Annotated in this window: 23 protein-coding genes and 2 pseudogenes; 3 read left to right on the top strand and 22 right to left on the bottom strand. The window is 40.0% G+C overall.

Annotated features, from left to right (window positions below; all coding sequences use genetic code 11):
* Positions 1–68: 68 nt before the first annotated feature.
* The 11 genes from AC0VZ4_RS02410 to AC0VZ4_RS02360 form a co-directional block, all read right to left on the bottom strand.
* Positions 69–3,251 (bottom strand): hypothetical protein, encoded by a 3,183-nt coding sequence (locus tag AC0VZ4_RS02410; RefSeq protein ID WP_475440799.1) that lies wholly within the window; start codon positions 3,249–3,251, stop codon positions 69–71.
* An 88-nt stretch (positions 3,252–3,339) separates the two neighbouring features.
* Positions 3,340–3,744 carry a GPW/gp25 family protein gene (locus AC0VZ4_RS02405; protein WP_008136319.1) on the bottom strand — a complete coding sequence of 135 codons (405 nt, stop codon included), beginning with the start codon at positions 3,742–3,744 and terminating at the stop codon, positions 3,340–3,342.
* A 28-nt stretch (positions 3,745–3,772) separates the two neighbouring features.
* Positions 3,773–5,395: a phage baseplate assembly protein V gene (locus AC0VZ4_RS02400; RefSeq protein WP_475440798.1), complete on the bottom strand. Its 1,623-nt coding sequence runs from the start codon at positions 5,393–5,395 to the stop codon at positions 3,773–3,775.
* A 1-nt stretch (position 5,396) separates the two neighbouring features.
* The gene (locus AC0VZ4_RS02395) at positions 5,397–6,131 is read right to left on the bottom strand and encodes a CIS tube protein (RefSeq protein WP_007377696.1); all 735 of its coding nucleotides are present in this window, start codon (positions 6,129–6,131) and stop codon (positions 5,397–5,399) included.
* A 2-nt stretch (positions 6,132–6,133) separates the two neighbouring features.
* Positions 6,134–6,337: a hypothetical protein gene (locus AC0VZ4_RS02390; RefSeq protein WP_007377697.1), complete on the bottom strand. Its 204-nt coding sequence runs from the start codon at positions 6,335–6,337 to the stop codon at positions 6,134–6,136.
* A gap of 24 nt (positions 6,338–6,361) precedes the next feature.
* Positions 6,362–6,817: a phage tail protein gene (locus AC0VZ4_RS02385; RefSeq protein WP_008136322.1), complete on the bottom strand. Its 456-nt coding sequence runs from the start codon at positions 6,815–6,817 to the stop codon at positions 6,362–6,364.
* Between the two features lie 49 nt (positions 6,818–6,866).
* Complete coding sequence (locus AC0VZ4_RS02380; RefSeq protein ID WP_475440797.1) at positions 6,867–7,313, bottom strand: phage tail protein; 447 nt, start codon at positions 7,311–7,313, stop codon at positions 6,867–6,869.
* 133 nt (positions 7,314–7,446) lie between these two features.
* On the bottom strand, positions 7,447–8,886 hold the full coding sequence (locus AC0VZ4_RS02375; RefSeq protein ID WP_007377700.1) for a phage tail sheath family protein: 1,440 nt from the start codon (positions 8,884–8,886) through the stop codon (positions 7,447–7,449).
* A 671-nt stretch (positions 8,887–9,557) separates the two neighbouring features.
* The gene (locus tag AC0VZ4_RS02370) at positions 9,558–9,959 is read right to left on the bottom strand and encodes a 3TM-type holin (protein WP_007377701.1); all 402 of its coding nucleotides are present in this window, start codon (positions 9,957–9,959) and stop codon (positions 9,558–9,560) included.
* 63 nt (positions 9,960–10,022) lie between these two features.
* Positions 10,023–10,439, bottom strand: coding sequence for a hypothetical protein (locus tag AC0VZ4_RS02365; RefSeq protein WP_007377702.1), 417 nt, complete (start codon positions 10,437–10,439; stop codon positions 10,023–10,025).
* Positions 10,440–10,632: 193 nt separating this feature from the next.
* Positions 10,633–11,613 carry a transposase gene (locus tag AC0VZ4_RS02360; protein WP_475440796.1) on the bottom strand — a complete coding sequence of 327 codons (981 nt, stop codon included), beginning with the start codon at positions 11,611–11,613 and terminating at the stop codon, positions 10,633–10,635.
* 204 nt (positions 11,614–11,817) lie between these two features.
* Here AC0VZ4_RS02360 and AC0VZ4_RS02355 point away from each other — a divergent pair.
* Positions 11,818–11,997, top strand: a pseudogene (locus AC0VZ4_RS02355) (IS3 family transposase); the annotation flags it as partial.
* A gap of 205 nt (positions 11,998–12,202) precedes the next feature.
* The gene (locus AC0VZ4_RS02350; protein ID WP_475441604.1) at positions 12,203–13,723 is read left to right on the top strand and encodes an ISNCY family transposase; all 1,521 of its coding nucleotides are present in this window, start codon (positions 12,203–12,205) and stop codon (positions 13,721–13,723) included.
* A gap of 103 nt (positions 13,724–13,826) precedes the next feature.
* Here the strand turns inward: AC0VZ4_RS02350 and AC0VZ4_RS02345 are convergent, their stop codons facing one another.
* The 11 genes from AC0VZ4_RS02345 to AC0VZ4_RS02295 form a co-directional block, all read right to left on the bottom strand.
* Positions 13,827–14,825 (bottom strand): hypothetical protein, encoded by a 999-nt coding sequence (locus AC0VZ4_RS02345; protein ID WP_475440795.1) that lies wholly within the window; start codon positions 14,823–14,825, stop codon positions 13,827–13,829.
* A gap of 162 nt (positions 14,826–14,987) precedes the next feature.
* On the bottom strand, positions 14,988–15,683 hold the full coding sequence (locus AC0VZ4_RS02340; protein ID WP_475440794.1) for a hypothetical protein: 696 nt from the start codon (positions 15,681–15,683) through the stop codon (positions 14,988–14,990).
* A 312-nt stretch (positions 15,684–15,995) separates the two neighbouring features.
* Positions 15,996–16,364: an eCIS core domain-containing protein gene (locus AC0VZ4_RS02335; RefSeq protein WP_008138021.1), complete on the bottom strand. Its 369-nt coding sequence runs from the start codon at positions 16,362–16,364 to the stop codon at positions 15,996–15,998.
* 72 nt (positions 16,365–16,436) lie between these two features.
* The gene (locus AC0VZ4_RS02330) at positions 16,437–16,919 is read right to left on the bottom strand and encodes a hypothetical protein (RefSeq protein ID WP_337150684.1); all 483 of its coding nucleotides are present in this window, start codon (positions 16,917–16,919) and stop codon (positions 16,437–16,439) included.
* Between the two features lie 28 nt (positions 16,920–16,947).
* Positions 16,948–17,442 (bottom strand): hypothetical protein, encoded by a 495-nt coding sequence (locus AC0VZ4_RS02325; protein WP_337150683.1) that lies wholly within the window; start codon positions 17,440–17,442, stop codon positions 16,948–16,950.
* A 62-nt stretch (positions 17,443–17,504) separates the two neighbouring features.
* Complete coding sequence (locus tag AC0VZ4_RS02320) at positions 17,505–19,295, bottom strand: hypothetical protein (protein WP_475440793.1); 1,791 nt, start codon at positions 19,293–19,295, stop codon at positions 17,505–17,507.
* Between the two features lie 111 nt (positions 19,296–19,406).
* Positions 19,407–20,033: a Pvc16 family protein gene (locus AC0VZ4_RS02315; RefSeq protein WP_008137318.1), complete on the bottom strand. Its 627-nt coding sequence runs from the start codon at positions 20,031–20,033 to the stop codon at positions 19,407–19,409.
* On the bottom strand, positions 20,011–21,996 hold the full coding sequence (locus AC0VZ4_RS02310) for an ATP-binding protein (RefSeq protein ID WP_475440792.1): 1,986 nt from the start codon (positions 21,994–21,996) through the stop codon (positions 20,011–20,013). The genes AC0VZ4_RS02315 and AC0VZ4_RS02310 overlap by 23 nt, the downstream gene beginning before the upstream one ends.
* A gap of 1 nt (position 21,997) precedes the next feature.
* Positions 21,998–22,429 carry a glycoside hydrolase family protein gene (locus tag AC0VZ4_RS02305; protein ID WP_007378997.1) on the bottom strand — a complete coding sequence of 144 codons (432 nt, stop codon included), beginning with the start codon at positions 22,427–22,429 and terminating at the stop codon, positions 21,998–22,000.
* A gap of 2 nt (positions 22,430–22,431) precedes the next feature.
* The gene (locus AC0VZ4_RS02300) at positions 22,432–22,974 is read right to left on the bottom strand and encodes a UpxY family transcription antiterminator (RefSeq protein WP_475440791.1); all 543 of its coding nucleotides are present in this window, start codon (positions 22,972–22,974) and stop codon (positions 22,432–22,434) included.
* Between the two features lie 164 nt (positions 22,975–23,138).
* Positions 23,139–23,702, bottom strand: coding sequence for an RNA polymerase sigma factor (locus AC0VZ4_RS02295; RefSeq protein ID WP_475441603.1), 564 nt, complete (start codon positions 23,700–23,702; stop codon positions 23,139–23,141).
* Positions 23,703–23,942: 240 nt separating this feature from the next.
* Between AC0VZ4_RS02295 and AC0VZ4_RS02290 the strand changes: the two are divergent.
* Positions 23,943–24,910, top strand: a pseudogene (locus tag AC0VZ4_RS02290) (IS30 family transposase).
* Positions 24,911–25,405: the final 495 nt, after the last annotated feature.

The raw sequence follows: 25,405 nt of genomic DNA, 5'->3' as shown, positions 1-25,405 counted from the left end.
TGTGAAAATTAATTTCAATTATTTTGTAAGCGGCCGTTTAATAATTAATTTAGTGGGGGAATACGGGCTTATTGAACAACAAAATCCAGTTCAATTTCCCATTTGCCAATACCTTCAAATACATCGCCTAAGGTATTAGCGAGGGCTATTTTGTGATTGCGAGCAGGCACTAAAATATCATGTGCATTATCGGCGCTAATTACGCTGTATTGTTTCTCAGTTTGACCTTTTTTAGTGGCACGGATCACTTGAATCATATCCACTGCAGGGTGGGTTTCTAGCACTTGTGCTATTGATGCTAAATAAATAGTACGCTCAAGCGGTTTATCTAATTTATTCCATGGTGTTAGTGAATCTACTACCATCTCGTTCAGGTCAATAACAGTGCTTTGAATATCGTATAATGGATCAATTTTTACGATCAATTCCAGCTGTACTTCAACATAATTTGGATCATCTATTTCAATTGTTAAGTTTGGTACAGACAACGCATTTACCTGCTCCCTAACTTGTCGCTTAAGATAACGCGGCACCTTGGGCTGCAACACCGTAACATCATAATTAAGCGGTACAACTACAAGCGATAAACCAGATGCATTAACCACAGGACTTACCGAATGCAACTGCGGGAAAGTTTGTAAAACGAAGTGCTCATAATCCCACCCGCTTAATAAGCGCTGTCGATGATGTAATCGTTCACTCACCCGACGGTCAAATTGCACTGTTTTTTCTGCTACTTTGGCATCAAAAGAAGCAAAAGGCTGCAATACTTTATCAACGTTAGGGTTGGGTAATAGCAACTTACTAATAGACTCACTGGGTAATGGTTGATCAAAATGAGAGGCGTCATTACCTTGGCTGGTTAGAGTCACCTTCATACCTTGCGCAAACACCCCTTTGAGTTTGGAGTAAATAGGAAAAGCATTAACGAAGCTACTCGGCACTTCAGTTTGACTATGATCTACCGTGGCGCGTAGCCAAAGCTTACCATCGTGATTAAATGAACCGTCTTGTGTCAGTTCAGGTAAATAAAATACCACTAACCCCGAATCGAGTAGATCATAAGTGCTGTCTCTGAGGATGCGCCCCTCACCCGCTTGACCTTGTGATTCTTCACGCTTGAAACGATGCCAAGTACCTGCGTTAAAGTACTCCCATACAAATAACGGGTTATCACCCATGTTATAACCATCAACGGGGTCAACCTGATAGTACATACGCACTTGCCCTGGCGTATTGACTTGGCTAAGCGCTATATACAAATAACCAAATTTTTCTATTCTGGGCAGTAAAGACAATAGGCTTTGCTTGTTCAATTGCTCAGTTGGTCGCCCAACAGGAGTTATATGCTCTAAAAAAATAGGATTACCCACTGTCAGCGCTGATGAAGTAATACTTTCACTCTCATAGTGCAAAGTTAAGCTATCAAGAGTTGGGGTGTAAGGTGCATTCACTAATACAGGGTTATTTGAATTAGCATTCTTATAAGCAAATAGCTCAATCACTTTGGTATAATCTTTGTGGGCAAAATCTTGCTCTGATAACTCTAAGGTATAATACTTAGGCCATTTACTAGCTGTTGGCTCATCAAGGGGTAATAACTGATAGTCACGCAATGCATTATTATCGTTATACACAAAGGTTAGTGTGTTAATAGCGATATTATTTTTTACTTCAGGCAACGCGCCCGAATCTTCATTATAAAACAACTCAAGATGCGTTGGCGCATCACTTCTCGCATCTGAGCGAGAAATATTCACCACAGTGTGTGGCCAAGTTAAGCAGTGGCAATCACTTGAAAACAGTGTTTCCACCAACAATTCAATGCCTTCACAAGGTTGATCAACACCACATGAGGCGCTGCTATCAAAATAGCGTTCATCTAGACTATGCTGTTCACTGTAATAATAACTGTAGGCACGATAATAATTATCAAAATTATCGGGTCTATCTAGCCATGCAAACTCGACATTAGCATGAGTGATATTTTTGATAACCAGTTCGGGGTGAGTAAAATGAACTTTAGACGCCAACCTTGGCGTCAGACCAAACGGCTCAAATGGCTTTGAGGTATCTAAATCTATCTCGCCATTATTCGCAACCACGCCACCTAGACCGCTCACTTGTGTAGTTAAACTCATTTGTGAGATTGTGAAACTATTAAAGCGCGTAAATACACTCGAATCATCACTATAGAACAGATAGTAATAATCATTTTTAAGTACCAAAGCAATAAAAGGCAGGGCTTTATCTTCGCCAATAGGCGTATCTTCTAATGGTGTTATGGCAGGAAACAAACTATTGAATGTTAATTGCAGATGCTGTTCAACAACGCTCAATTGAGCTGCATCGATTTCTTTTATCCCTTCACTGGTGGAAATATAGAAGTCAAACCAAGTTAACCAATTTTGTAACAGTGCTTGTTCTCCAAAACCTAAGCTGACGATACGTTCACCGCCACTTAAAAATAAATCTTGTGAGGCAATTTTAAAGCCAACCTCAACACTTGATGACACTTGTTCAGCTAGCTTTTGCCCAAAAGTAGGCTCGCTTTGCTCAAGTAATATACTCTGCTCATTATCAAGTAATACTTGCTGATTTAAACTGATTCGGTCTGAAGACTTGATTTTATTAACAGTAGCAACATAATCCACTTGCGCTTTGCTAATAGTCACTACTTCATCAGTACTGTAAATAAGAGGGGCTCCCTCTGCATCTTTACCACCATCAAATTGTGTTCCCGCAGGTAAAGTCAGCATATCAACATTATTCAACGACATTACTAAATGCGCACTGTCTGCGCTTTCTGATAACGGCTCAAAGCGCAACACTTCACCATAAAAATGATCTAAATGCCGCGCTACAAATTGATTAAACTGAGCATTACTGTGTTGTAATAAATCTATAAAGGTGAGTAATAACGCCATATCAGGACGACTGGCTAACTGTTTAATATGTTCATCCGCGTTACCATGTTCAAGTAGCTGCGCAAGACCCGCAAGCTTTTCTGGCTCGGGTAGTAGGTTTTCCCATGTGCCATTAGCTGATAATACACGCTCATCGATATAGTTTACTTGTTTGGCCAGCACAGATAAGTACTTCAACCAAGCGTCTACAGTACGCGGCTCTATGTCAAAAAAAGAACGAGATAACGCTTTAATATGCCGCCCTAGTTGACTTCGTCCCACTTCACTTGGGTTAACTGTATTAAGCGTCGCAACGGTGAGGTTGTTGTTAGACTTCAAAGTCATGATAGTACCTTGATAAGTAATAGATTTAATTAAAATGCAATAAAATAAAGCGTGCTCACAAAGATGACAGAACGTACTTTGATAGTGGCTAAACTGACTGCTCAGTCAAGTAGAATGGAAACACCATGTTGCTACGGCTGTTGGTTTGCCGTATCACGTAGTTAAGCTGAATTAACAGCACGCCGTCGTACAATTCGCTACTATCAAATTCGATGGTTTGCAGAGTAATACGAGGTTCATGATTAAGTAACACGGTGGCAATTTCTTGTCTTAGTTGCGATAAACTCTGTTCATTAGCATCAGCAAATGAATAACTCGAAAGACCAGAACCCATATTGGGCGACAAAGGCCGCTCTCCGACTAAGGTATTTAAAGTCAAATGAATCGCTTGTTTAAGTAAGGTTTCACCGCTATCCATACCAGGCCCTGTGGCGGGGTTGCTAAACTGCACGGGAAAGCTCCAGCCAGTTCCTAGAAAAGCTTGATTTAACATTGCTGCTCCTTTTAGCCTTAATTTGAGGTTATTTTACATCCACACCTTTGCCTTCTAGTGTGATGCTATCTGAAGTTTTAAAATTAATGGCTTTTGCCACCTCTAAGGTAGACTTATCTTTGCTTTCAATCATTAATGACTCCCCTGCAACCAAAGACGTCATGTCTTTTTGGGTTAGTTTTAAGCCTTCTTTAGCGTCAAAAGTGATGGTGTGATCGGCGCTACTTTGTAGTGTAAGTAGCGGCTCTTTTAAGGTGAATTGCAACGCTAATGCTTGCTCTTTAAAAAACAATCCGCGCTGCTCATTTTTATCATCATATTCAAATGGTGGCTTTGCTTTGGGGTTATGACATGCACCTAAAATCACAGGGTAACGACTATCGCCCCCAATAAATCCAACCATTACTTCTGTATCTATGTCTGGGGGCAGAAACAACCCCTCTTCAGCTCCTGAGAAAGGACTGGCTAACCGTGCCCAAAGTGGTTTTTCACCACTGGCACTGGGTAATAAAACTGGGATACGGTGTAATGCTTGTGCATCGGCTTTAAATGCAGCTACTTTCCCTATCAATATTGGGGTATAACTTGGTTTAGCATAGTCTGACCAAATACTTAGCGTTAAAGGAACACCCAGTATGAATTCACTAAACCAGCCATCACTCGACAAATGGTGATGAATTTCACCCACCACATAATCACCACTATATTCCTTTCCCACTCCAGAGAGTGTCAGTGCATCTAAATGCTTGACTTTAGTAAGCGCTTTTTGCGCAGACATATCTACACGTACATGCCCTTGGTACATATCGAGTAATCGATAATATTGCTCAGCACCGGCTTTAGCCGCCAACTCTAATTTTTCAATAGGTGCTTGTGATAGGCGTAAAGTATCAGGTAAAGCCATCGCCGTATCTGCATCACTGTGAGTTTTAAACTTAGCAGCCGGCATGACTGGATCAGCATTGTCGTAGAGTTTTTGTTCTTTTATATCCCAACTACTGTATTGCAGTTTTTTAAGATGCGAACTCACATCACAGTGCAAAGCGAAATCAACACAGCCATCCATTGCCACGTTAAATTCATGCGCAGTGGGAGTGTGTTTTGCCAAATCAACAACGTGATTTTTGCCATCGTTAAAAAATGCAAAACCATTGCACAGCACTCGGCGCATAAACACCGCCCATGGCTGTTCATCCACCACTAAAAATTGGTGATGTTCAATTTTACTGGCCGCTATAGTGCCAGGCGTTGCACCGTATGTAGTGAGTAAATCACTGAGAATATCGCCGTCTTTGGCTTTTTCATCATAGAGTTTACTCATGGCACTTTGACACAGCTTAATTGTATCGGCTCGAGCTTCAATATGCATAAATGGTTGCCGTTCAAAGCCTATACCTTGAGCAGTAATAACACCGCTAAATAGCACACTTTGTTCGCCATCACCAAAGCCGGCTTTTAGCTCTATCGCTTTACCCATAGTGAATAGCCCTTCATCAGTTTTAGCAAAGGTTTCTTTGGCCATATCACCGTCGTCAATTACTAAACTCAGATGCGCAATTTGATTAACGCCGTTTTTTACAGTTGCTTCTCGCAAGGCAAATTTATCACTGATTTTGTTGCCCTCTACGGCAATGGTATATCGCAAATCCATACTAACGCTCCAACGGAGGATAAATGATTTGCGTACCCACCTCAGCGCTACGAATAGAAGGTAGACGATTAACCATCGCCACCTGATGTACAAACTGTTGGTTGCCGTATATTTTTGCACTTTGTACAAGCACCGAACTGCCCGCCTTATGTTGAATAACATGAGTTAAGTCGGGAGAACTTTTACCTGATTTAAGTTTCATTTCTTTTTCAGATAAACACTCCACCACGCAACAATGAACTTTGGCTTTTAAACGGCGTCCTTTGTTATCTACCAGTTCAGTTTCTACTTTAGTGGTGCATAACATGCCATCAAATGTCCCACTTGGGCCATGATTAAGTACCATATTCAATGGTTGGACTGTCACATAAGTGGGTTCGTGTGTTTCACTCTGAACTGCGGTGCCATACTTCAACAAAGTTTGGATGTTTTTTTCTGTTTCGATGTTCCCTTGCAACTTTGCTAGTAATTCGGTGGGTAAATCAATAATGGTGTCATCTAGCAAAAAGGTCACCGATAGCTTTGAAGGCGAAGACTTTTGATATTGGCTTGCGCCGCTTTCGGCGCCTATCGTTTGTGATTTTTGAATACTGTTGGAATAGCTGGTTTGCAACGATTTTGCATCATACGCAAGTGTCATCTCAGCCAGCTGGTTACCAGAGCCACGCTCTATTTTACTATAAAAGGTCACTTTACATAGCGGTGACCCAGCCGCATTTGCACCAATACCTATCATTTTTATGGCCTTTTTTGTTTAGTAAATTGCTGAAATTGCTTGTCTATGTAGCGTTTTAAAGATTTTTCGATTTGTTCAACTTGGTTATTAATAGTCCCAGTATTTTCGCCTGTGCTAGTACTTTGTGATTGCGGCCTATCGCCATCAGGTTCACTTTGTCCAGATAAACGAGCTTTAACATGAATCGCATCACATTGAATTTCCATTAGCATCACCTTGTCTTTAATGTGTTAAGTAAAAGGAATTGGCACTGTCACCAAGTTTTGATAGCTAAACGTAATAGACTCAATGAGTACATCGTTACGCGTTGCATCTAGACTGTCCCACTCCCAACTTTCCATAAATGCGCGAGTGACTAGCCATGCTTTTGTGGGTAGGTTGTTATCGCTAAGTAAAGTGATCAAAATATCGTTGCGAACCGCAAACTGATTCCACTGCGGCAAACTAATAAAGTTTGTTAATTCCAAGGTGCTACCAGTGCGCAGTACACCACGTTTCAAAGTTAAGGTGCGCGATTGTTTATTACTGCCTACCGTTGCTCGATTACCGTCATACTCAATGTTGCGATTAACTTTTAGGCCACTGATTTCCTTAAAAAAAATATCTATCGGATTCGGTATGGCCGCTGATGTAATTAGCGCAGCAAAGCGGTATCCCACCATAGGTGTTGTTAGTTCTTGAATCATAGTAATGTCCAAAAAGGGCACTAACGTGCCCAAGACAAGGAGAATAAAATTAGTGGAATTCGATCTTAATATCATCGGCCATCATTTCTAACGACTCCACACTAGCTTCGTTTGAGCCACCATTAATACTTGGCGCTGTAAGCTTTTTAGGAAAAGCATTAATCACCTTCCAAGTAACCAATGGCTGTGAACGGTCTTCGTTAGTGAGTGAAATAGTAATGTCTTTTTTATCAACCAAATTTAAGCTAATTGATGAAATCCAATCATAAAACTGACTCTTTTGACGCACTAAACCTCGTTTAAGTGTGATATTCACATCGGTTGATTGCCCAGGCATGTGCTTTTTGCCGTAACCATCTTTGTAAGTAATGGTTTCAACACCAATGTCTAAGCCCGACACTTCAGAAAACGGAATGCTCTCCTCACCAAAACTAACGACAAATCGATATACCGGGATCGGGCATTCTGCTGCAATGTCTGCTGCTGTAGTAGCCATAAAAAACTCCAAAAAATAATAATTTTAGTGCCCAAGTTACAATAAAACTTAGGTAAATAAGTAAATTAAAAAGGCTGATTGAGAAAACATAAAACGTATAAATATGACCCCCAACCAACCTTAGTCGGGTTCGTTAGCCTTCTAAGCTCTTATGTGAGAAGGTTAATACAATAAACTCTGCGGGGCGTACCGCAGCTAAACCAATTTCAATATTCATTACACCATTATTGATGTCGTCTTCGGTCATGGTTTGGCCAAGGCCTACGTTTACAAAGAAGGCTTGATCTGGGGTCTCACCAAAGAAAGCACCTTGACGCCATAAATTCTCAAGGTAACTTTCAATCATGGTTTTGAGCTTTAACCAAGTGAAAGGCGTGTTTGGCTCAAACACCGCAAACTGTGTGGCTTTTTGAATTGACTCTTCCACTAAGTTAAATAAACGGCGAACCGATACATAGCGCCACTCATTGTCATTACCAGCAAGAGTACGTGCACCCCAAACCAAAGTCCCTTTACCAACAAAGGTACGAATCGCGTTGATTGATTTACCAGAAATGGCATCAACGTTAAGGCTCTCTTGCTCAGTGCTATCAATAGCAAGCGTTGGCGCAAGCACTTGCGATAAAGCTACGTTAGCAGGTGCTTTCCATACTCCGCGTTCTTTGTCGGTTTTAGCGATAATACCCGCAACGGCAGGTGACGGAGGCAATACGAGATAACTTTTTGCTAACGCCGCCTTAGCTTGATTATAAATTTGCGCGTTATAATCTGTATTTGTACTGTCATCATTACCTAGTACAGATAGCATCACATCTTTGTAAGTTATAGGGTCTGCTGTTTCATCTTCTACCACCTTAACAGTCACGTTTGCTTCATCGTAACTGCGTGCGATAGTCGTCTTTAAATATGGGTAGTAAGATGCACCATATTTTAAACCCTGCGTTACTTTGGCGCGCAAACGTTCAGAGTCATGAACAATTGCAGTAGTCCCAGCAGGCGTTTCTTGCATTTGCACATCAACTAATGCAAAACGGTCCATGCGTTTTTCTGCATGTTTAAGCGCCTTATTTTGCACCTCGTAGTGGCCAACTTCGTCTAAACCAATTGCTTCTGGAGATGAAATAAGTGTTACTTCATCAACCTTATTTAAAAGGTCAATGCCAGCACTATAAGACTCTTTTGACGCAAGTGTACCTGCCATACCAATAGAAACGACATAACACGCCCCACCACCATTAGCAAAAAAGTGACTAACTGCTTGATGAAGAAAGAACTTAGCACCTTCTAGTTTTGCAAGATCATCAGCAACAGCCGCTACATTGGTAATATCATAACCTTTAGAGCTAGGCATTAGCGTAAAGCTCTCTTTGTATGGGCCACCAAAGTTTGCTTCAAACTGCACCATGCTAGTAATACGCACTGGCATGTTTAAAAAGTTGGCAGCATCACCGGCTTCATTAAGTTGAGTGGTATGACCAATAAATGCTGGAATAGCCGTTGCCACCTCTGCGACTGACGGCGGTAGAATTGATTTTTCTCTAACGTAGACGTCAGGGGTTTTATATTGAGACATAGTATTTCCTTTAGTTAATAGAACGCATTCTTAAACGCCGAAATGGCAAGAATTAGGGATTGAGCACCAAGCAAGCCTTTTATCAATGCCTACCCACCAAATAAAATGGATAAACGCCTGGCGGATCCTACTTAGTACTCAAAAGACTTTATGGGTTAACCCACGGCTCCGCCTCATCAGTCACAACTGATGGCAAAATAATTGAAACTTACTTAGAAGAAAATTTGAGTTACCTCACAACCAGCTTCATCTGTCACGTTAAGGCCTGTTAACCTTTTAAGATTACAGCTTGTTCTATCTAGGGACGATTAATCGCGTTGCGAGGTTTATAACCTAGTGGGCTCGGTAACTGATCTTGCGTTACCCTATTGGCTTACATCCATGTAACAATAAATTGAAACCAAGCAACAAAGAGTAAATCGCCCCTAGGGCAAACCCAAAGGGCTACACATGTTTGGTTTTTTATACTGCGTTATCGCCTATTTATAGGGGATAACGCAGCATAGGCGCTGCGCTGCGTTGCCTACAAACCAAACATACCGCTGTAAATTCAACCTCGAAAGGTAAACAGCCCTAATAACAAGTTTATTTATATTGTGTTCAGAAGACGTTGTTCGATAAGAAATGTGAAAACTAATTGAAATATAATTTTGTAATGCATTATTTTATAGTTAGCGAGAAACACCTTTGAGTTTTTCAACGGTTCGTAAGCCCGCTAACCCCAACATGGCCAAAGTAAGCTCCATCATGACGTCGAGTGGTAATTGTGGAGTACCAATCTCTGGCAACAACCACTGCAATATAGGATTAATAACAAAGGCAAATAAAAAGCCAAGGCCGCACACCCACATTAAAAAAGGCCGGGCACCCGCCACAAATAAACTACGGTGAGATGCTTGCACTTGATTAATTTTTGCTTGAACTAAATTAGGTTGCTGCGCTACACGTTGTTTGAGAATATCTAAATTTAGCGTTTCTTCATCACTAGTAAATAACTCATCTAGTATTGAGCCGATTGCGTTAATAGGCTCTTGTGCTTTGGAAGAAAATAAAACCGATAACAGTCCCATCATTTATTCTCCTGCTTAAAATTAAATATGCTTTTTTGCTGATGAAGAGTAATAACGCTCCACGAACTAAACAACTGTAAGCTTTGTCTGCCCTGCATCAGTAAACTCAATAGTAATATTGATCATAGGAACGGGATCGGGTACACCTTGTGGACTTTGCGCTGGTTTTGAAATTTGTAGTAGCGCCATTATTTGCGTGTCTTTGGTGACAAGCGCTGTTTTAGACTTACCTTTAACCGTTAAATTTGGCTTACCAGAAATGACTTTACCCATCGCAATACCGCCCTTAAAAGCAGCGTTATCGTAGTTTGACTGAAATTTTTGCAACCACTGTTTTACATCATCCTCAGTGAGCACTGCTTTTTTACCTTGTGAGAATTTGTTTTTAGTCGCAGTTGGAATTTTATCACTGGTTTTTACTAGCTGCTGGGCGCCATTAACTGTAATTTTAATCGCAGCACCATCCACACATACAAGCGGCATAACCATCCCTTACTCAAATAAAATAAATTGCATACATGAACAGACGCATGAAGAGTAAAAATGTGAAATCCAACATTATCACAATAAATGAAAGTACAATCATGTAGGAAGTTTAAGGGGTCAGGAAAGAAGTCAAGGAAGCCAACGGGTCTTATAAGGAGCCAGGGTCTTAAGAGGTCAGGGTCTTAAGGGGTCAAATCGCTTGCTTCATAATACTGTCAAAAATAGCATCTAATTGTTTTGAAAATTGCTTATCTTCTCTGCGCTTTTTCCTTATTTGATGAGTAATAAAACTCACAGAGCCACTATGACCAAGGTTAAAATACTCTGCAATATTACTTAACTTTTCAGCCAAAACCTCTTGGCAAAAATACATGGCAACTTTACGTCCTTCAAATCCTTTGCTTGGCCCTTTAAGCACACTGGTAATTTTAGATAGCGGGCAAGCATAATAATCAGCAACCGCCATAACCACCTCATTCATTGTGATATTCGGTTTTAGTTGCTGTAAAACCTCAGGTTCGGGGCTATTTATAAGCTGAGTATTTTTAAGCCAACGTTTAAAACCATCACTACCCAAAACCGATGCAATATTACCTTTGTCGTAAAAGTCAGTGAGTTCATCACTGCTACCTCGTAATACATAAGCTTTGTACTGCTTAAACTTGTGACGATGACCCAGTATTTGATAAGTAAAGTCGCGCGTAAGCCATTCTGGTGGTTTTACTTTCCCGATATAAGCTGGGTAGCTCGACCAAGAATAGTGCGCTAAGTCATTCACCAGCGGCATAGTCATATCAATAGGATTACGATGGATATAGCGGCTTAATTGCAGCAAATACTCATCTTTTTCGACCAATATCGCTTTGTACCTCCCACGAAATAATGGCCCATCGGTATGCTTCAACTTATTATATCGCTGAGTATAAACCCCATTAATATGGCGCATAACACGGCCTAAATTCGCTTCGGGTGTTTCAATCAACAAATGATAATGGTTCGTCATAAGGCAATACGCATGAATAACGCAATCAAAGCGCGCTTGTGCTTCACCCAATGTGATTAAAAAGGCTTGAAAGTATAATTCGTCGTGAAAGGTATTTTTCCGTCCGCGCCCACGGTTCATAACATGATAAAAAGCATGTTCGTACTCAATTCGTTGTGGCCTTGGCATTGTGAACTACCTGTTTTAATAATACTCCTTTGAAGGTAGCCGACTTATGTCATGAAGCAAGTGATTTGACCCCTTTTTTTTGACCCCTTTTTTTCCTTGAAGGTAGTTGACTTATGTCATGAAGCAAGTGATTTGACCCCTTTTTTTCCTGGACCCCTTTTTTTCCTGCCCCCTTTTTTTCACTTAAATTGGATTTTATTGCTTGCATTCCGCAAAAAGTTGTACGATTCAATGGAAGAACTACAAAAAGATCTGGACGAATGGATGGATTACTACAACAATGATCGGACTCATCAAGGAAAGGTATGTTGCGGTCGTACACCACTTGAAACATTACTGGATGGAAAAACGGTTTGGGCAGAAAAGAATTTAGCTCAAATCTAAACTAACAGTCACCATTAGAAAAATGGGTAACTGTCAGATCAAGTCTGAGCTAGTACACTTTAGTTTGTTAACACCAAGCGATTTTGTCGTATCTTAATTACCAAGCGATTCTGTCGTAATTGCTAATTACCAAGGGAATTTGTCGGTCATTTTTTTATGTGCCTGTTAGTGTTTATTTTTTTGAATACTAGAAGGCATGTTGAGGATGATTGTGATGGACTCTAAAGCTCAACTCACTGTTGATATCATTGCTAAGGTAGTCGAAGGTAGAATAACAATTGCCAATGCTGCAAAATTACTCGGTAAGTCTCGACGCACCATTGAACGCTACGTAAAGCAATATCAGCAAGTCGGTATTCAATTCGCTATTCATGGTAATAGCGGTAAAACCCCGCCAAACAAAACGCCAGTATCAATTAAGAAAGCAGTACAGGCTTTGATTAAAGATAAGTATTTCGATTTGAACTTGTTGCACTTGGCTGAGCAGTTGGCCGAAAACGAAAACATTGTTGTGAAGCGCGAAACACTGCGAGGTTGGGCGCATGATATTCACCATGTTAAACGAGCTAAGCGCAGGCGCAGCAATGTTCGTAAACGTAGAGAGCGTATGGAAGCAGCGGGCTTAATGATGCAAATGGATGGCAGTCCGCATCGCTGGTTTGGGGATAAAAAGCACTGTTTAATTGCCATGATTGATGATGCTACCAGTGAAGTATACGCAGAGTTCTTTCTCTCAGAAACGACGGTTGGTTGTTTGAAAGTGATGCGAGATTGTATTGAAGCCAAAGGCGTTTTTAAAACGCTTTATGTGGATAGAGCCGGTATATTCGGTGGCCCTAAACGCTGCAACTTCTCACAGATGCAGAGGGCTTGCGAGGAGCTAGGCATTGAAATCATTTTTGCCAACTCACCGCAAGGCAAAGGCCGTATTGAGCGAGCATTCGATACCTTCCAAGACCGTCTTGTTCCCGAGCTTAGGTTGAACAATATCAATGATATTGCTGCCGCTAATGCCTACCTTAAACACGTCTTTATTCCGCAGTTCTGGCAAACCAAAATTCAAGTTAAATCAAAGCAAGCACCTGAATTTACGGCTCTGTCGAAACACATCAACCTTGATGATATCTGCGTCATTAAAGATCACCGTAAAATACGTAACGACCATACCTTCAGTTATGGCAACAAGTTCTATTTAATAGATTCACCGCTCAAGCACTCCATTGCCAATCAGAAAATCGAGATAAGGAACACGAGTAAAAAAGGGTTTACCGCTCACTTCGCTGGCCGCAAACTCAAGATCTCTGAAGTTAATGAACCAAGCAAACTCGCATCAGAAGACTTGGCAGTACAGAAGAAACTTGAAGTATTAGCGTTAATCGAAAAACTCGGAAGCGTCAGCGCTGCATCACGCCAAAGTGGCGTATCACGAGATACTATTCACCGGCACTTAAGACTAGTTAAGCAAGGTGGCCCTGAAGCATTAAAACGCCAAGAAACACCTAATCTACGGCACAAAAACTGTGTGGATAAGGCAATAGAAGACGCCGTTGTGCAATTCTCTATTGAACACCCTCACCTTGGTCAGCAGAAAGTCGCGATGAAGCTCAGTGAAGCCTTAGGTGTTGATATTAGCGCGGGCGGTGTGCGTAGCATGTGGCTAAGAAACAATATGAATACCACCGCATTGCGAGTCGAAAAATCTAATGCTTTAGCTGAATCGGCATAAAAGATAGCCAGTTTAGCAACTGGCTGATATGCTATTTACGACAAAGTCGCTCGGTAATTAGACCGACATAATCCCTTGGTAATCACACTAGTACACTTTAGTTCTAATATTTTATTCCACCACCCAAGTCTAGCTGATGCACTTCCTGAACCCATTTGCTACAATTACCACATGCACACTTCCTTACTCTTGCCCCACCTTTTTCGCCCGCCAAAAATTCCTTGCCAGCTAAACTATTACCTTGACTCAAACTGTGGTGGGCTGCGGCTGCTTCTCCACAATCCCAAGGATTCCAATCTTCATTTTTTGGTACTGCTTTTGTTAATTTTGAAGCTAGTGCATCATACCCATATTGTGTTGCTTCAACTTTTGTCGGATTCTGATTGTCATCATATCGGTATTGGTTCTTTAATGTACCACTTCTACCCATTTCTAGTCCTTGTAATGGGTTTGGGTCTACTACTATGGCAGCTACTTTATTTTGATCTCTGGAAGCGTATTTTTTTAGTTTACTTACAAGATCACGAGCTGGCTTAGCATCATTCCATGCTTTTATTTCTTGCTCGCTTTGTAGTTTGCCCCTAGCATCTTTAAGTTCTTTTTTTATACGTGCATCTTCAAATTCTTCAAGTTCATCTTCACGTTCTTCAGCGAACAATTTTATTTTTTCTTCATCTCCACGTGCCGTTTTTATCTTACCCTTAGCAGCTTCATCAAAAGCATAACTCCAACTTGGAAACATGTACTCATTCCCCTTACCTTTCCCACGACTTTTATCTTTATCTCTCCAGCGAGTTAAGGTATCAATAATGCTTTGTTCAGAAACATTGAATTTTTGTGCTGAGACTTTGATCTCCTCATTTTCTTCTCTAGTTGGAATATTCTTAGTATACAAACCTCCATTTATATACAGTCTTCTTTGAATGACACTTTGATTTCCTTCGCTACTTGATATCGCGCCTATTAACTTAGCTTGTAAGGGATTTGCTTTTCTGTTACCCACAAACCCAAAACCTTGCTTCACATTACTTTTCTTCTGAGCAATAGAATTAGGAACAGCCCTACTTTCATTCACTTTCGGCTTCTCTACTTGTTCATACATATCTCAAACCTTATAAATTTTCTTTAGCGCTTGTTATAGGCTTTCTTCATTGCCTATAACAATTGAGCTAAAAAGCGTTTTAATGATTTTTAGGTTTTGTTATGGGCTAGTGGTCGGGATGTTTAGAAGTTAAAATTCTATATTTTTCATAGTCATCAGTAGTTAAAAGTTCAGCATTTTTGAGGCTATTTTGCTTTCAGTATTCACTACTGTTTCTAGTTGTTTACCTTTAATTTCTACTTGTTGTAGTTTCTTTTCATCGCGTCCAGCTAAACCTATCGATATTCTCATGTCATCTGTTGACTTTAGCGCATCGCGTTTTTTTCTTATCGCTTCTTCTGCACTAGGCCACCTGCCAATGTTATTATTCGTATCTTGAGCAAATATATTATCTGCCCCACCTAGGCCACCTAAACTCTTCGCAAGCATATGGCCACAAAAGTAATACTCTGATTTACTTTGTTGAATCTCTTCAGAGCCATTGGGTATATCCACCCATTTTGTACCATCGTGATATTCCCCTTTAATTACGCCACGACCCACTGGCCATAGACCGTAATCCCCTGCATCCGCTCCCCCGGTGAAGTTAGACACTTTATCTTCATAAACAACTGTTTTGTATGTACTCCCTGCGCCCCCTTGTTCGCTAGACTTATTAACAGCTAGCTGTGTTACCGGTTTTCTCAGATTATTAAGCTCACCGCTACTCAATATTGCCCGCAGTTGCCCAGTTCCTATTGCCGCTGGCCGGTTATCCACAAACCCAAAACCCAGCTTCCCATTGCTCTTCTTTTGAACAACAGAATTAGCAGCCGCCTGACTTTTATTCTCTTTCGACTTCTCTACTTGTGCATACATAATTCAAACCTTTTTAATTTTGCCTTTGTTCGATGTTATAGGCTTTATCAATTGCCTATAACAATCCCAGATACACCACACAGTGGTGGATGTGGCGTTTATTCTGACTATCTCATTATCATTTCTGGACTTTTAACACCTATTTTGGCTGTTAAGAAAAGGTAAGAGAAGGTAAGGGGTCAAGGAAGGTAAGGGGTCAAGTCACTTGCTTCATAACACTTAACTTAAAGGAAGGTAAGGGGTCAAGTCACTTGCTTCATAACACTTAACTTAAAACAAAGCTTGTCAATTCGACATGACGCTCTAACTTAGTCACATACTCTCTGCTCTTGCCCCTATCACATCGGCTTCATGTTCTAATTTTGGATCATCATTCACCGCTTGCCCTGCAAACTGGGTAGTGGCTTGTACGCGACCTTGCATTTGCTGGCCAATGTGAGCAAGCTCATGCCCTAAATGGCGGTCTTGCCCCGGACTGATGTGTACTTCTCTGCCTTGGGCATAGGCGTGGGCATTAAGTTGCGCGGGCTTGGATGAGTTGGTATGCACAGCAACGTGGCTTAAATCGACGCCCATCATGCTGCCTACGTTGTCTTTTAAACGCGTTTCTCGGCTTATTGCTTGGCGTTGTACGGGGAGCGTGTCGTGTTCTTGCTGCTTTTGATTAAGTGACTGGTACATAAAAATTCCAAGGTATAATAATAGGTTAAATGAAGCTGCCGTATATAAGATGTCAATGAATAAAAAGCAGCATTAATGCATTTTAATAATGTAACGAATCGGTTGAATGGGGTTATCCACCAACGGTGCCAAACTAGGAGTACCGTTTAGGCCGTCGCAGGCTAAAAAGCCGTCGGGGATTTGTGCGCCGCAGTAGAGTAAAATACAGCCAATTGGCACGCTAACTTGTTGGGTATGTGCGTTAGCCGCACTGTAGTTTGATGTTTCATAAACTTGGCTGGTTGGTGTTGTGGTACTTGATGAAGGGGCACCGAGTAGCTGCCCCTCTACAATTAAATCGCCTTGAATACACACACTTTGTTGAAAAACTGCATTGTTATGATGGTGTTCTTGCAGTAAAAAGGTCAGTACTTGCCCCGCTGCAGATGACTGCTTCGTAATGCCATCATCACTTTGAATAAACGCTGCATCTAAAAACTCGGCAAACTGCGCCTGGGTTGGTTTTGCACCTGTAATGAAGTAGCGTTTTAGCTTTTCTCGAAAGGTCGTAAACATGGCTTAGTTGTACCGTATAATTACGTGATTACGCAATTACACGCTCTTGCCATATATCGTTGGAGAGGTTGAATATACTGTGTTTTTGTACTAAATCATTTTCAACTAATTTAAGTACAACAACGGCAACATCGCCTAAATATCGTTTTAAAGCAGGGTCTAGGTCGTACGTTTTAAAACCAGCTCCATCATCAAAAATGGTGATTGGATAAATACCGCGTTCAGGACCATTTTTAACCAAAAAGTAATCCCCCGTGTAAAACTCTGTTGCGCCAAACATGGCAGGCTCAATCGGGGTCATTGGTAAGTCATCACTAGCGGCGACTACACGACCAGCATAGCCAAGCACATCTGCTATATCTTCTACCCTGTGTAAGTCAGTTGTTTGCATACCTAAATATTGGTTCATATCAGCACGAACCTGATAAATAACACTATTTAATAAGTTTAGGCTTCTAGCTTTATTACTATCACGAGCACTCAGCTCTTCAAGTTTTTGGATCACGTTTACAAAATTATTCATAGGGTTTTCCTTTTAGAGGGAGGGGGTGTTTGAATTGATGACTAAATTAATAACTGGTTGCCTTAGAGAAAGAATTTGCCAGTTGAGTCATAGGAATAAAAAATGTCATTTACTTTGTATAAATCATAATAAGCATGTGAGCTGTTGAGCAATATTGTAAGGCTGGAGTTATCTGCAAATTTAAGAATAACTTGGCTGTTTGTCCCCCAAGTTCCACTAAAGTCTTGCACCCTAAAATAGGTGACTTTTTCATCAATTATAGCTGTCAATGTAGTGTCATCTGTAAGATCTAAAAAATGAATGGAATTTGCGTCAATAGTAAAGTCATTAGTGTGTACTTGAGGGTTAATATTAAGCATTTGGTTTTGAAGCTGTTGCCCAAGCGAAGTTAAGTTTTGCTTTAATAAAGCACTATCAATAACCTTATCAACTCTGCCATTAGCGAGATCATTAGCTGAAGCGAAATTTACACTGAAGCGGTTTTTACTCTGTATAAGCCCATCACCAACAGTCACTAAACTGGCTGTCATTTTCCATTGATACTCAAAATCAGCATCATTATCGTAAATAGCCCTAAGCATAAATGCTTGATCTTTATAAATGTCACCTTGAGTTATGATCACCGCATCGCCGTGAACCATGTCAACAGGTTCATAGCGGACCACAGACTGTAAAGAAAATGAGCTTGATAGTTCATTTACTTGCCATATGCGGTTTTCACTCTTATTCGTTTGGGCGTTCAATAACACCAAATCACCATCAACAAGCATATAACCATCAATTTCACTAGGAACGTTATCAATATCGATGTTTTGTGTTGTCTCAACACATGCAATCAGCAGCGGCAACAAATTGGGGCATGTAAGCGCTTCTACTTTTTGATTTAACCAGCCACCGTGTTGTGCGGTAGTCAGCTTGCTTGTATCACCCATTTGAATATCTGCAAACGTTGCAATGGGTAAACTAGTAGTTTGAATATTAGATAACCTAGCCCCATCACCAATAAATTCACCTGCTTCAATGCGCGAATCCGTCACCGTTCCCGCTTGGGTTAAGTCAATTTGCGAAGGGAGATCAATCTGAGGTAAGTTTATAAGGCCTGACCCATCACCAATAAATTCACCTGCTTTTACACTTGAATCAGTGACCAATCCACTCTGCGTTAAATCTATTTGAGGCGGTAAATGATTGTTGGCAATATTCGTGATTTGTGCGCCATCACCAATTAATTCACCCGCTTTTACACTTGAATCGATGACCAATCCACTCTGCGTTAAATCTATTTGAGGCGGTAAATGATTGTTGGCAATATTGCTTATTTTTGCCCCATCACCAATAAATTCACCTGCTTTTACACTTGAATCGGTGACCAATCCACTCTGCGTTAAATCTATTTGAGGCGGTAAATGATTGTTGGCTATATTGCTTATTTTTGCCCCATCACCAATTAATTCATCCGCTTTTACACTTGAATCGGTGACCAATCCACTCTGCGTTAAATCTATTTGAGGCGGTAAATGATTGTTGGCTATATTGCTTATTTTTGCCCCATCACCAATTAATTCACCCGCTTTTACACTTGAATCGGTGACCAACCCACTCTGCGTTAAATCTATTTGCGACGGTAAATGATTGTTGGCAATATTCGTGATTTGTGCGCCATTAGCTATAACCTCTTTCACTTTAAGCGATGAATTTTCTCCAATTTGAGTTAAATCTATCTGCTCTGGTAAACGATCATTATTGATACTGCTTGTTGCCGTATCAATTAGATCCCCAAATTCTTGTTGAGTAGGGATATCACCACGCTGAAAGTAGCTTTTTAATCGTTCATTGAGTTCTGAAGTACTCATAATATTCCTCTGTAATCTAATAAATAAATGATGATTTCAGCCGCTGAGCTGAATGCTCAACAACTGCCGATTAAATTATGGGATCTGTTAGGTAAAATAATTGAGGTTAAATTAAGCTTTGTTATCTAAGAGTTTATTAATTTCTTTTACTATTGGCAGTTGTACTGGCTCAAATACTGGCATAGGCAAAGAGAGCGTATAGAGAATGGTTGCTTTAGGCGTACTCCCGAGTGCCTGCCATACTTGCCCTGTTACTTTTTCACTGTACTCATTACCGAATATTTGGCTGCGGATACCATAAGGTGATATATCAATTTGTTGTGCGAGTAGTAACTCTTCAGGTAGAAAATCGTACCGTCCTATACCTGCAATTAAATAGCCCATAATCAAATGCTCTATCGCAGCGCTTTGCTGTGGGTTTTTACTCCAAACGGTTAGCATATAAGTCAATGACACAAATTTAGGCTCAATGAATCGTGTACGGTGAGTTTGCGTAAAATTTATTTGCGTACGAGGTGGCTCACTTTGACGACGCTGAATATCTTCAGTTATACCAACTAAATAACAATTTATTGCGGGGTCGCTGCCTAAACTAGTAGTAAATTCATTATCTGGCGCTTGAAAGCTCAATACAATAGAAGTATCTACTACATCATCGTTATTATTGAGCGATAAAACTTTGTCTTTAATAAACGAATCAAGTGCCTGTTGTACTTTATAAATTAAGGTTGCGTCCATTGTGCCCTCCCGTTAACCACGTTGATAAAGATTGCTGGGTCATAAAGCCGGCATGTTGTTTTGAGAGTTCTCTATGTAATGCATTGGCAATCTCGGCTCGACTAATCAACTTTTTGTCAGCGATCAAACTTTGCAACAATGCCATTTCGCAGATATTGATTATTTGCGCAGCACTGAGCTCAAACAATGCTGCAAGTTGGCTAATGCCTTGGCATAAATCACTATCTGCATTGGTGCTTAAATTACGCTGCCAAATATCAACGCGCTGCTGTTTATCAGGTAAAGTAAACTCAATTACCCCTTGAAAGCGACGTAAAAATGCCTCATCAAGGTTACTTTTAAAGTTAGTACTTAGTAACAACAAGCCCGTGTAGTGCTCCATACGTTGAAGTAGGTAACTTACGCCCATATTGGCGTTTTTATCATGGCTTGACTCTACCTCGCTGCGTTTTGCAAAAATCGCATCTGCTTCGTCAAACATGAGTACCGCATTATATTTCTGAGCTGAATCAAATAGCTTAGCTAAGTGCTTTTCAGTTTCACCTATCCATTTACTGGCAATATTGGCCAAATTAACTATGTACAGTGGTAGTTGCAATTCACCTGCAATGGCTTCTGCGGCCATAGATTTACCAGTGCCTGGTTTACCCCAAAATAGCGCTTTACATCCTTGATTAAAACTAGGTAGACGCTGTTGTAATGAAGCTTTAAAATTAATTCTGGCGATTAACTCCTGCAATTGCACCGTAATTTTGTCATTCAATATCATGTCGTCGAGGGTAAAGCGCGCTTGACACAATTTAGCTAGTTCATCGCAGTGTTGACTTTGCGCTGAAAAACACAGCGCTTGCAATGTTTCCCAGTAATCTTGTTGATCACTTTTATCTGCCTTAGCATTGTTTGCTAGCTGCTTCATATGAGGTAACGCTACGGGATATTTAGCCACCAACTGCTGAGCTTGGGCTTTATCTAAATGCGTATGTTGCTCGCTATTACATAACGACAACCAAGCCTCTTTTAATTGTGACAAATTTGGTACTTGTACTTTAATTTTTAATGATTGCGTAAATACCTCGTCAAACAAGGGGCTAGCTGTTGTTGTTATTAACGCCAATTTTGTACATTGCTCAACTAGAGTATTTAATTGAATTAAGTTGTGTTGTAACAAGTTACCAATTTCGGGCCAATACAATAATACTGGTTGCGTTTGAGCTATGAGCTGTAAGCAGGCAAATTCATGCGCTAAATGAGATATGTTGAAACCATTGTTTGGCTCTGCTACATAGTGTGCCAACGTGGTATCGCACCGTAATGCCAACTGCTGAGTATACCAGGCGGTTATTTCATCATTTTCACTGTCGATAATAAGTAATGATTGAGCTGCAACCTCTTCTGGTAAACTAAAACAACTATCAAATACTGGGTCCTGCGCCGTGTCTACTAAAGTAAAGAAACTAAGGTAATCACAGCTTGTAGTACCACATTGCAAAAATTCATGTAAATAAGGGGCAATATTCACTGCGCTTTGTAAACCTATACTCTCATTTGTTAGGTATATTAACCCCCATTTAAACAATGCTGATTTAGGGCCAAATTCTGCTATGGTGTTGTATTTATTTAAAGATTCGTCCACTAATGTTACTAACTTATCTAAACTCAATGTTGGCCCTTGCTCAAACCAACTTAATCCTAAAAATGGGGCTATTACGTCTGGATCTTGAACTTGAATATAAACAAGTGCTAGCAACTTAGTTTCAGAATGAGACAACGAAAATAAATCAGTAAGATGGTTAAACCGTGGCATAAAAATTAGTTTATTTAACTGCTCATGTAGCTCTTTAACAGTATCACTTAGATGTTCATCTTGTGCTTTTAGCGCACTACCAAATTGATAGAGATGATAAGCAACTCGCCGCTCTTGCTCTGAATAAGGCACTTGTAATTGAGGTATAATGGCACTCATATCACTCTCCTAGAGCCATTTTTTGTGCCAGCTCATCAGCTCTCACTCCAACCTGCTTAGCCCATCTAGAGTCAAGCATTTCAGCCGCTGCTAAAGGGTAATTTTTATCTTCCAGTGCCCTGAGCATATTTTTAAACTTACATAGCCCTGCAACCCCAAGATTAAACGCCATATCTAGCAAAATAATCTTTTTAGTTTCATTCAATAATTTGAAAACGCGAATATGCACTGCAACCTGTGCTATAACATTATTAATGTCATTGTTTAATAGGTAATCTACCTCATCCAATGACAAACCTTTATCTTCTAAGTTACGGCCAATGCCGATCGTTAATTTTCCTTCGGTACATCTATATGGTTTTAATGATAACCCCTCATAACGCAATAATTGGGCTTTCAGCGTTTGTATATTTGTTTCACTTAGATACGCCATAATTAAACCTCAACAATCGGTTTCAATAGCATTTCAGGTAAAGTTAGCATCATACTTTGCGCTAATCCCTCTACTTCAATTGCGACTAATTGTTGATTACGTCGCTCAACCAGAATGCCGCAATACCCTTGTAAACTACCGCTAACAATTTCCACTTTAGTTCCTACTAGCAAACGATTAGACAGCACTTCAACCACTTTACCTGTAGATATAAAACGTTGAATTTTTTTCATTTCTTTCTGAGAAATCACAGCTGGTAGATTATTAAATTTAATATATGAAACGAAACCTGGTAGGCGTTTTAACTGTTGAAATTCATTACCGTCAATATAAACAAATACGTATGATTTAAATAACGGTACGCTTACCACTTTGGTTCGGTCACTCCATTGGCGGGCCTGATCTATTAAAGGCAAAAATGCTTCACAATCACTTTGCAAAAGATTGACCTGTACAGCAAATTTTTTCTCACTATTGGCTTTGGTATAAACCACAAACCACTGCCTTTCATTTTTCATATTAATGCTCCAGCCAAGCTCCGCCACATCAATCCCAGCTAAGGTGATGCGAATGTTCGATTTAAATTTTGGTATCTTGGTCAGATACCCCGTTATCTGAATAACGGGGTATTCATCTGTTTGTGAAAAAGATTTTTTAAATTATTTTGTGGTTACAAGCCAAGAAAAACCGATGACCTGAACATGAGGGCTTATACATACTGTAATGCACTTAGTTTCTTACGAGCCAATTGCACACGCTTTCTTGCATTTTCTTGGCTAATTTGTAATTGGTTTGCTATTTCTGAGTACTCCATTTCATAAATAAATTTATACTGGATCACTTGCTTTAAATCATTAGGCAAATCATTAATGGCATCCATCAACTTCTGATATAGGTGAATACGTTCATACTCACTTTCCAATGTTTGTGACTGGTTCTCCGTAAAATAAAACTGTGTTGAGGAGCTGTTGGCTTGTTTCACTAAATCGCTTTCTTTACTATTTAAGCGATGTATATCCATACAGATGTTATGGGCTATCCGACAAAGCCAAGCAAACATGTTTTCTATTTGAGAGCTGTCTTGTATATAAACTTTAAGCGCTTTTTCACACGCTTGTGCCATGGCGTCTTCAACTCGATCTTGGTCGCTATATAACCATTTATAGCAACAAGCCCGCACTCGTTTTTCATAATCTGACCAAATAACCCAAAACTTTAGGTGGGGATTAGTTTCAAGCTGAACGCTTGAATGGGAACTCCTTGATAAAAACATCATCTCTCCGCTTTAAATTGAATTTACGAAGCGATGACGTAGAACCAAGAGTTATGTGAACAAAAATAAAACAAAAGAAAAACAAAAAAATAACAATATGTAGTTATTTATCATTAACCGGTGTTTTTCTTACTTGTCTGTATTTAAGGAAACCTAAATTCGGATAATAAGTGCAATTTCTCAGATTAGATGGCCAGCTGTTATAATTCGGCCATTCTCTCGCCAAAGGAAATTGCTTTAATGAAATATAAACAGCTGACACAAGCAGAAAGATACCAGATTTACGCGTTAATAAAAGCAGGAAATAACCAAAAACAGATAGCTGATGAACTCACTCGTTCACCGTCATCTATCTCTAGAGAGTTAAAACGCAATAAAGGGCTTAAAGGCTATCGACCTAACCAAGCCAATAATTTTGCAGAGCAAAGACGCAAGTCATCTTTCAAAGCAAGTAAGTTAACAGATGATGTTACTGACTGGATTAATAAATTGTTGGTGACGGACTTTCGCCAGAGCAGGTGGCAGGCCGCTTAGCTTTAGAGAAAAAGGTCGTTTTGCATCATGAAACGATTTATCAATATATTTACAGAGACAAGGCTCGTGGTGGTGAACTACATAAGACACTCACTCGTGCATGTAAAAAGTATAAAAAACGCTATGGAAGCTACGATAAACGTGGACAGATAGTTAATCGAGTCAGTATTGATGAACGCCCAAGTATTGTGGATTCAAAGTCTAGGATTGGTGATTGGGAGGGCGATACAGTGATAGGCAAAGGGCGTAAAAATGCCCTTGTTACAATGGTTGAACGTAAAACGTTATATACAGTCGTTCACAGAATTGAAAGCAAGCATGCGAAAATAACAGCCGATGCGCTGATCAAGTGTATGACACCCTATAAAGGTAAGGTTATTACCGTGACTTTAGATAATGGAAAAGAGTTTGCTCACCATGAGCATATTGCACAAAAATTAGAAGCGGATGTGTATTTCGCTCACCCATATTCATCATGGGAGCGGGGCATAAATGAGAATACCAACGGCTTACTTAGACGCTTCTTCCCCAAGGGAACTGACTTTATGTCGCTAAGTGAAGCAGAAATACAGGCGGCAGTTGATAAGCTCAACCATCGGCCAAGAAAAACAAGAGGGTATAAAACCCCTCATGAGTTATTTACGGGGCAATCAGAAGTTCTGGTGGCTGCATAATGATTGCACTTAATACTTGAATTCAAGAAATAATAGTATTACTTTTTTGATTCGTGTCTATTACAAAGCATTACAACAAAAAAGCGCCAATATATTGCAAGGTAGAGGAGTGATAAAAACTAATAATCGCTTTTATTACTGTATGTAGTTTTAATTATTAGAATAGCGTTATAAATTAAAGTCTGTGAACTTAAACCTCATCAAATAAAACTGCACTGACAAAAAATTAGCAGTTCTAGTCTCAATAGGACGGTTCAATACCTTCTAACTTATAAGTAGTTGTTTTGTTATTTCCGACTTATAAAATATGGGTTAAATGGAACTTATGAAGTAAAGGGAAAGTACTTAGTGAAATAAATTTAATGCTTGATAAGTATTCTAATTCTATATTGCGCGTACTTAAATAAAAGCCGGAAATACGTATCTAGCAGCTTGTCTTATCGATTAAAACCACAATACCCATCTTCACTTGAAATGCGTGCTTCACACTAAATT

The sequence above is a fragment of the Pseudoalteromonas sp. QJM3NY_22 genome (assembly GCF_056173065.1).
Note: the sequence above shows the minus strand (reverse complement) of the source record. Positions and strands in the feature narration are given on the sequence as shown.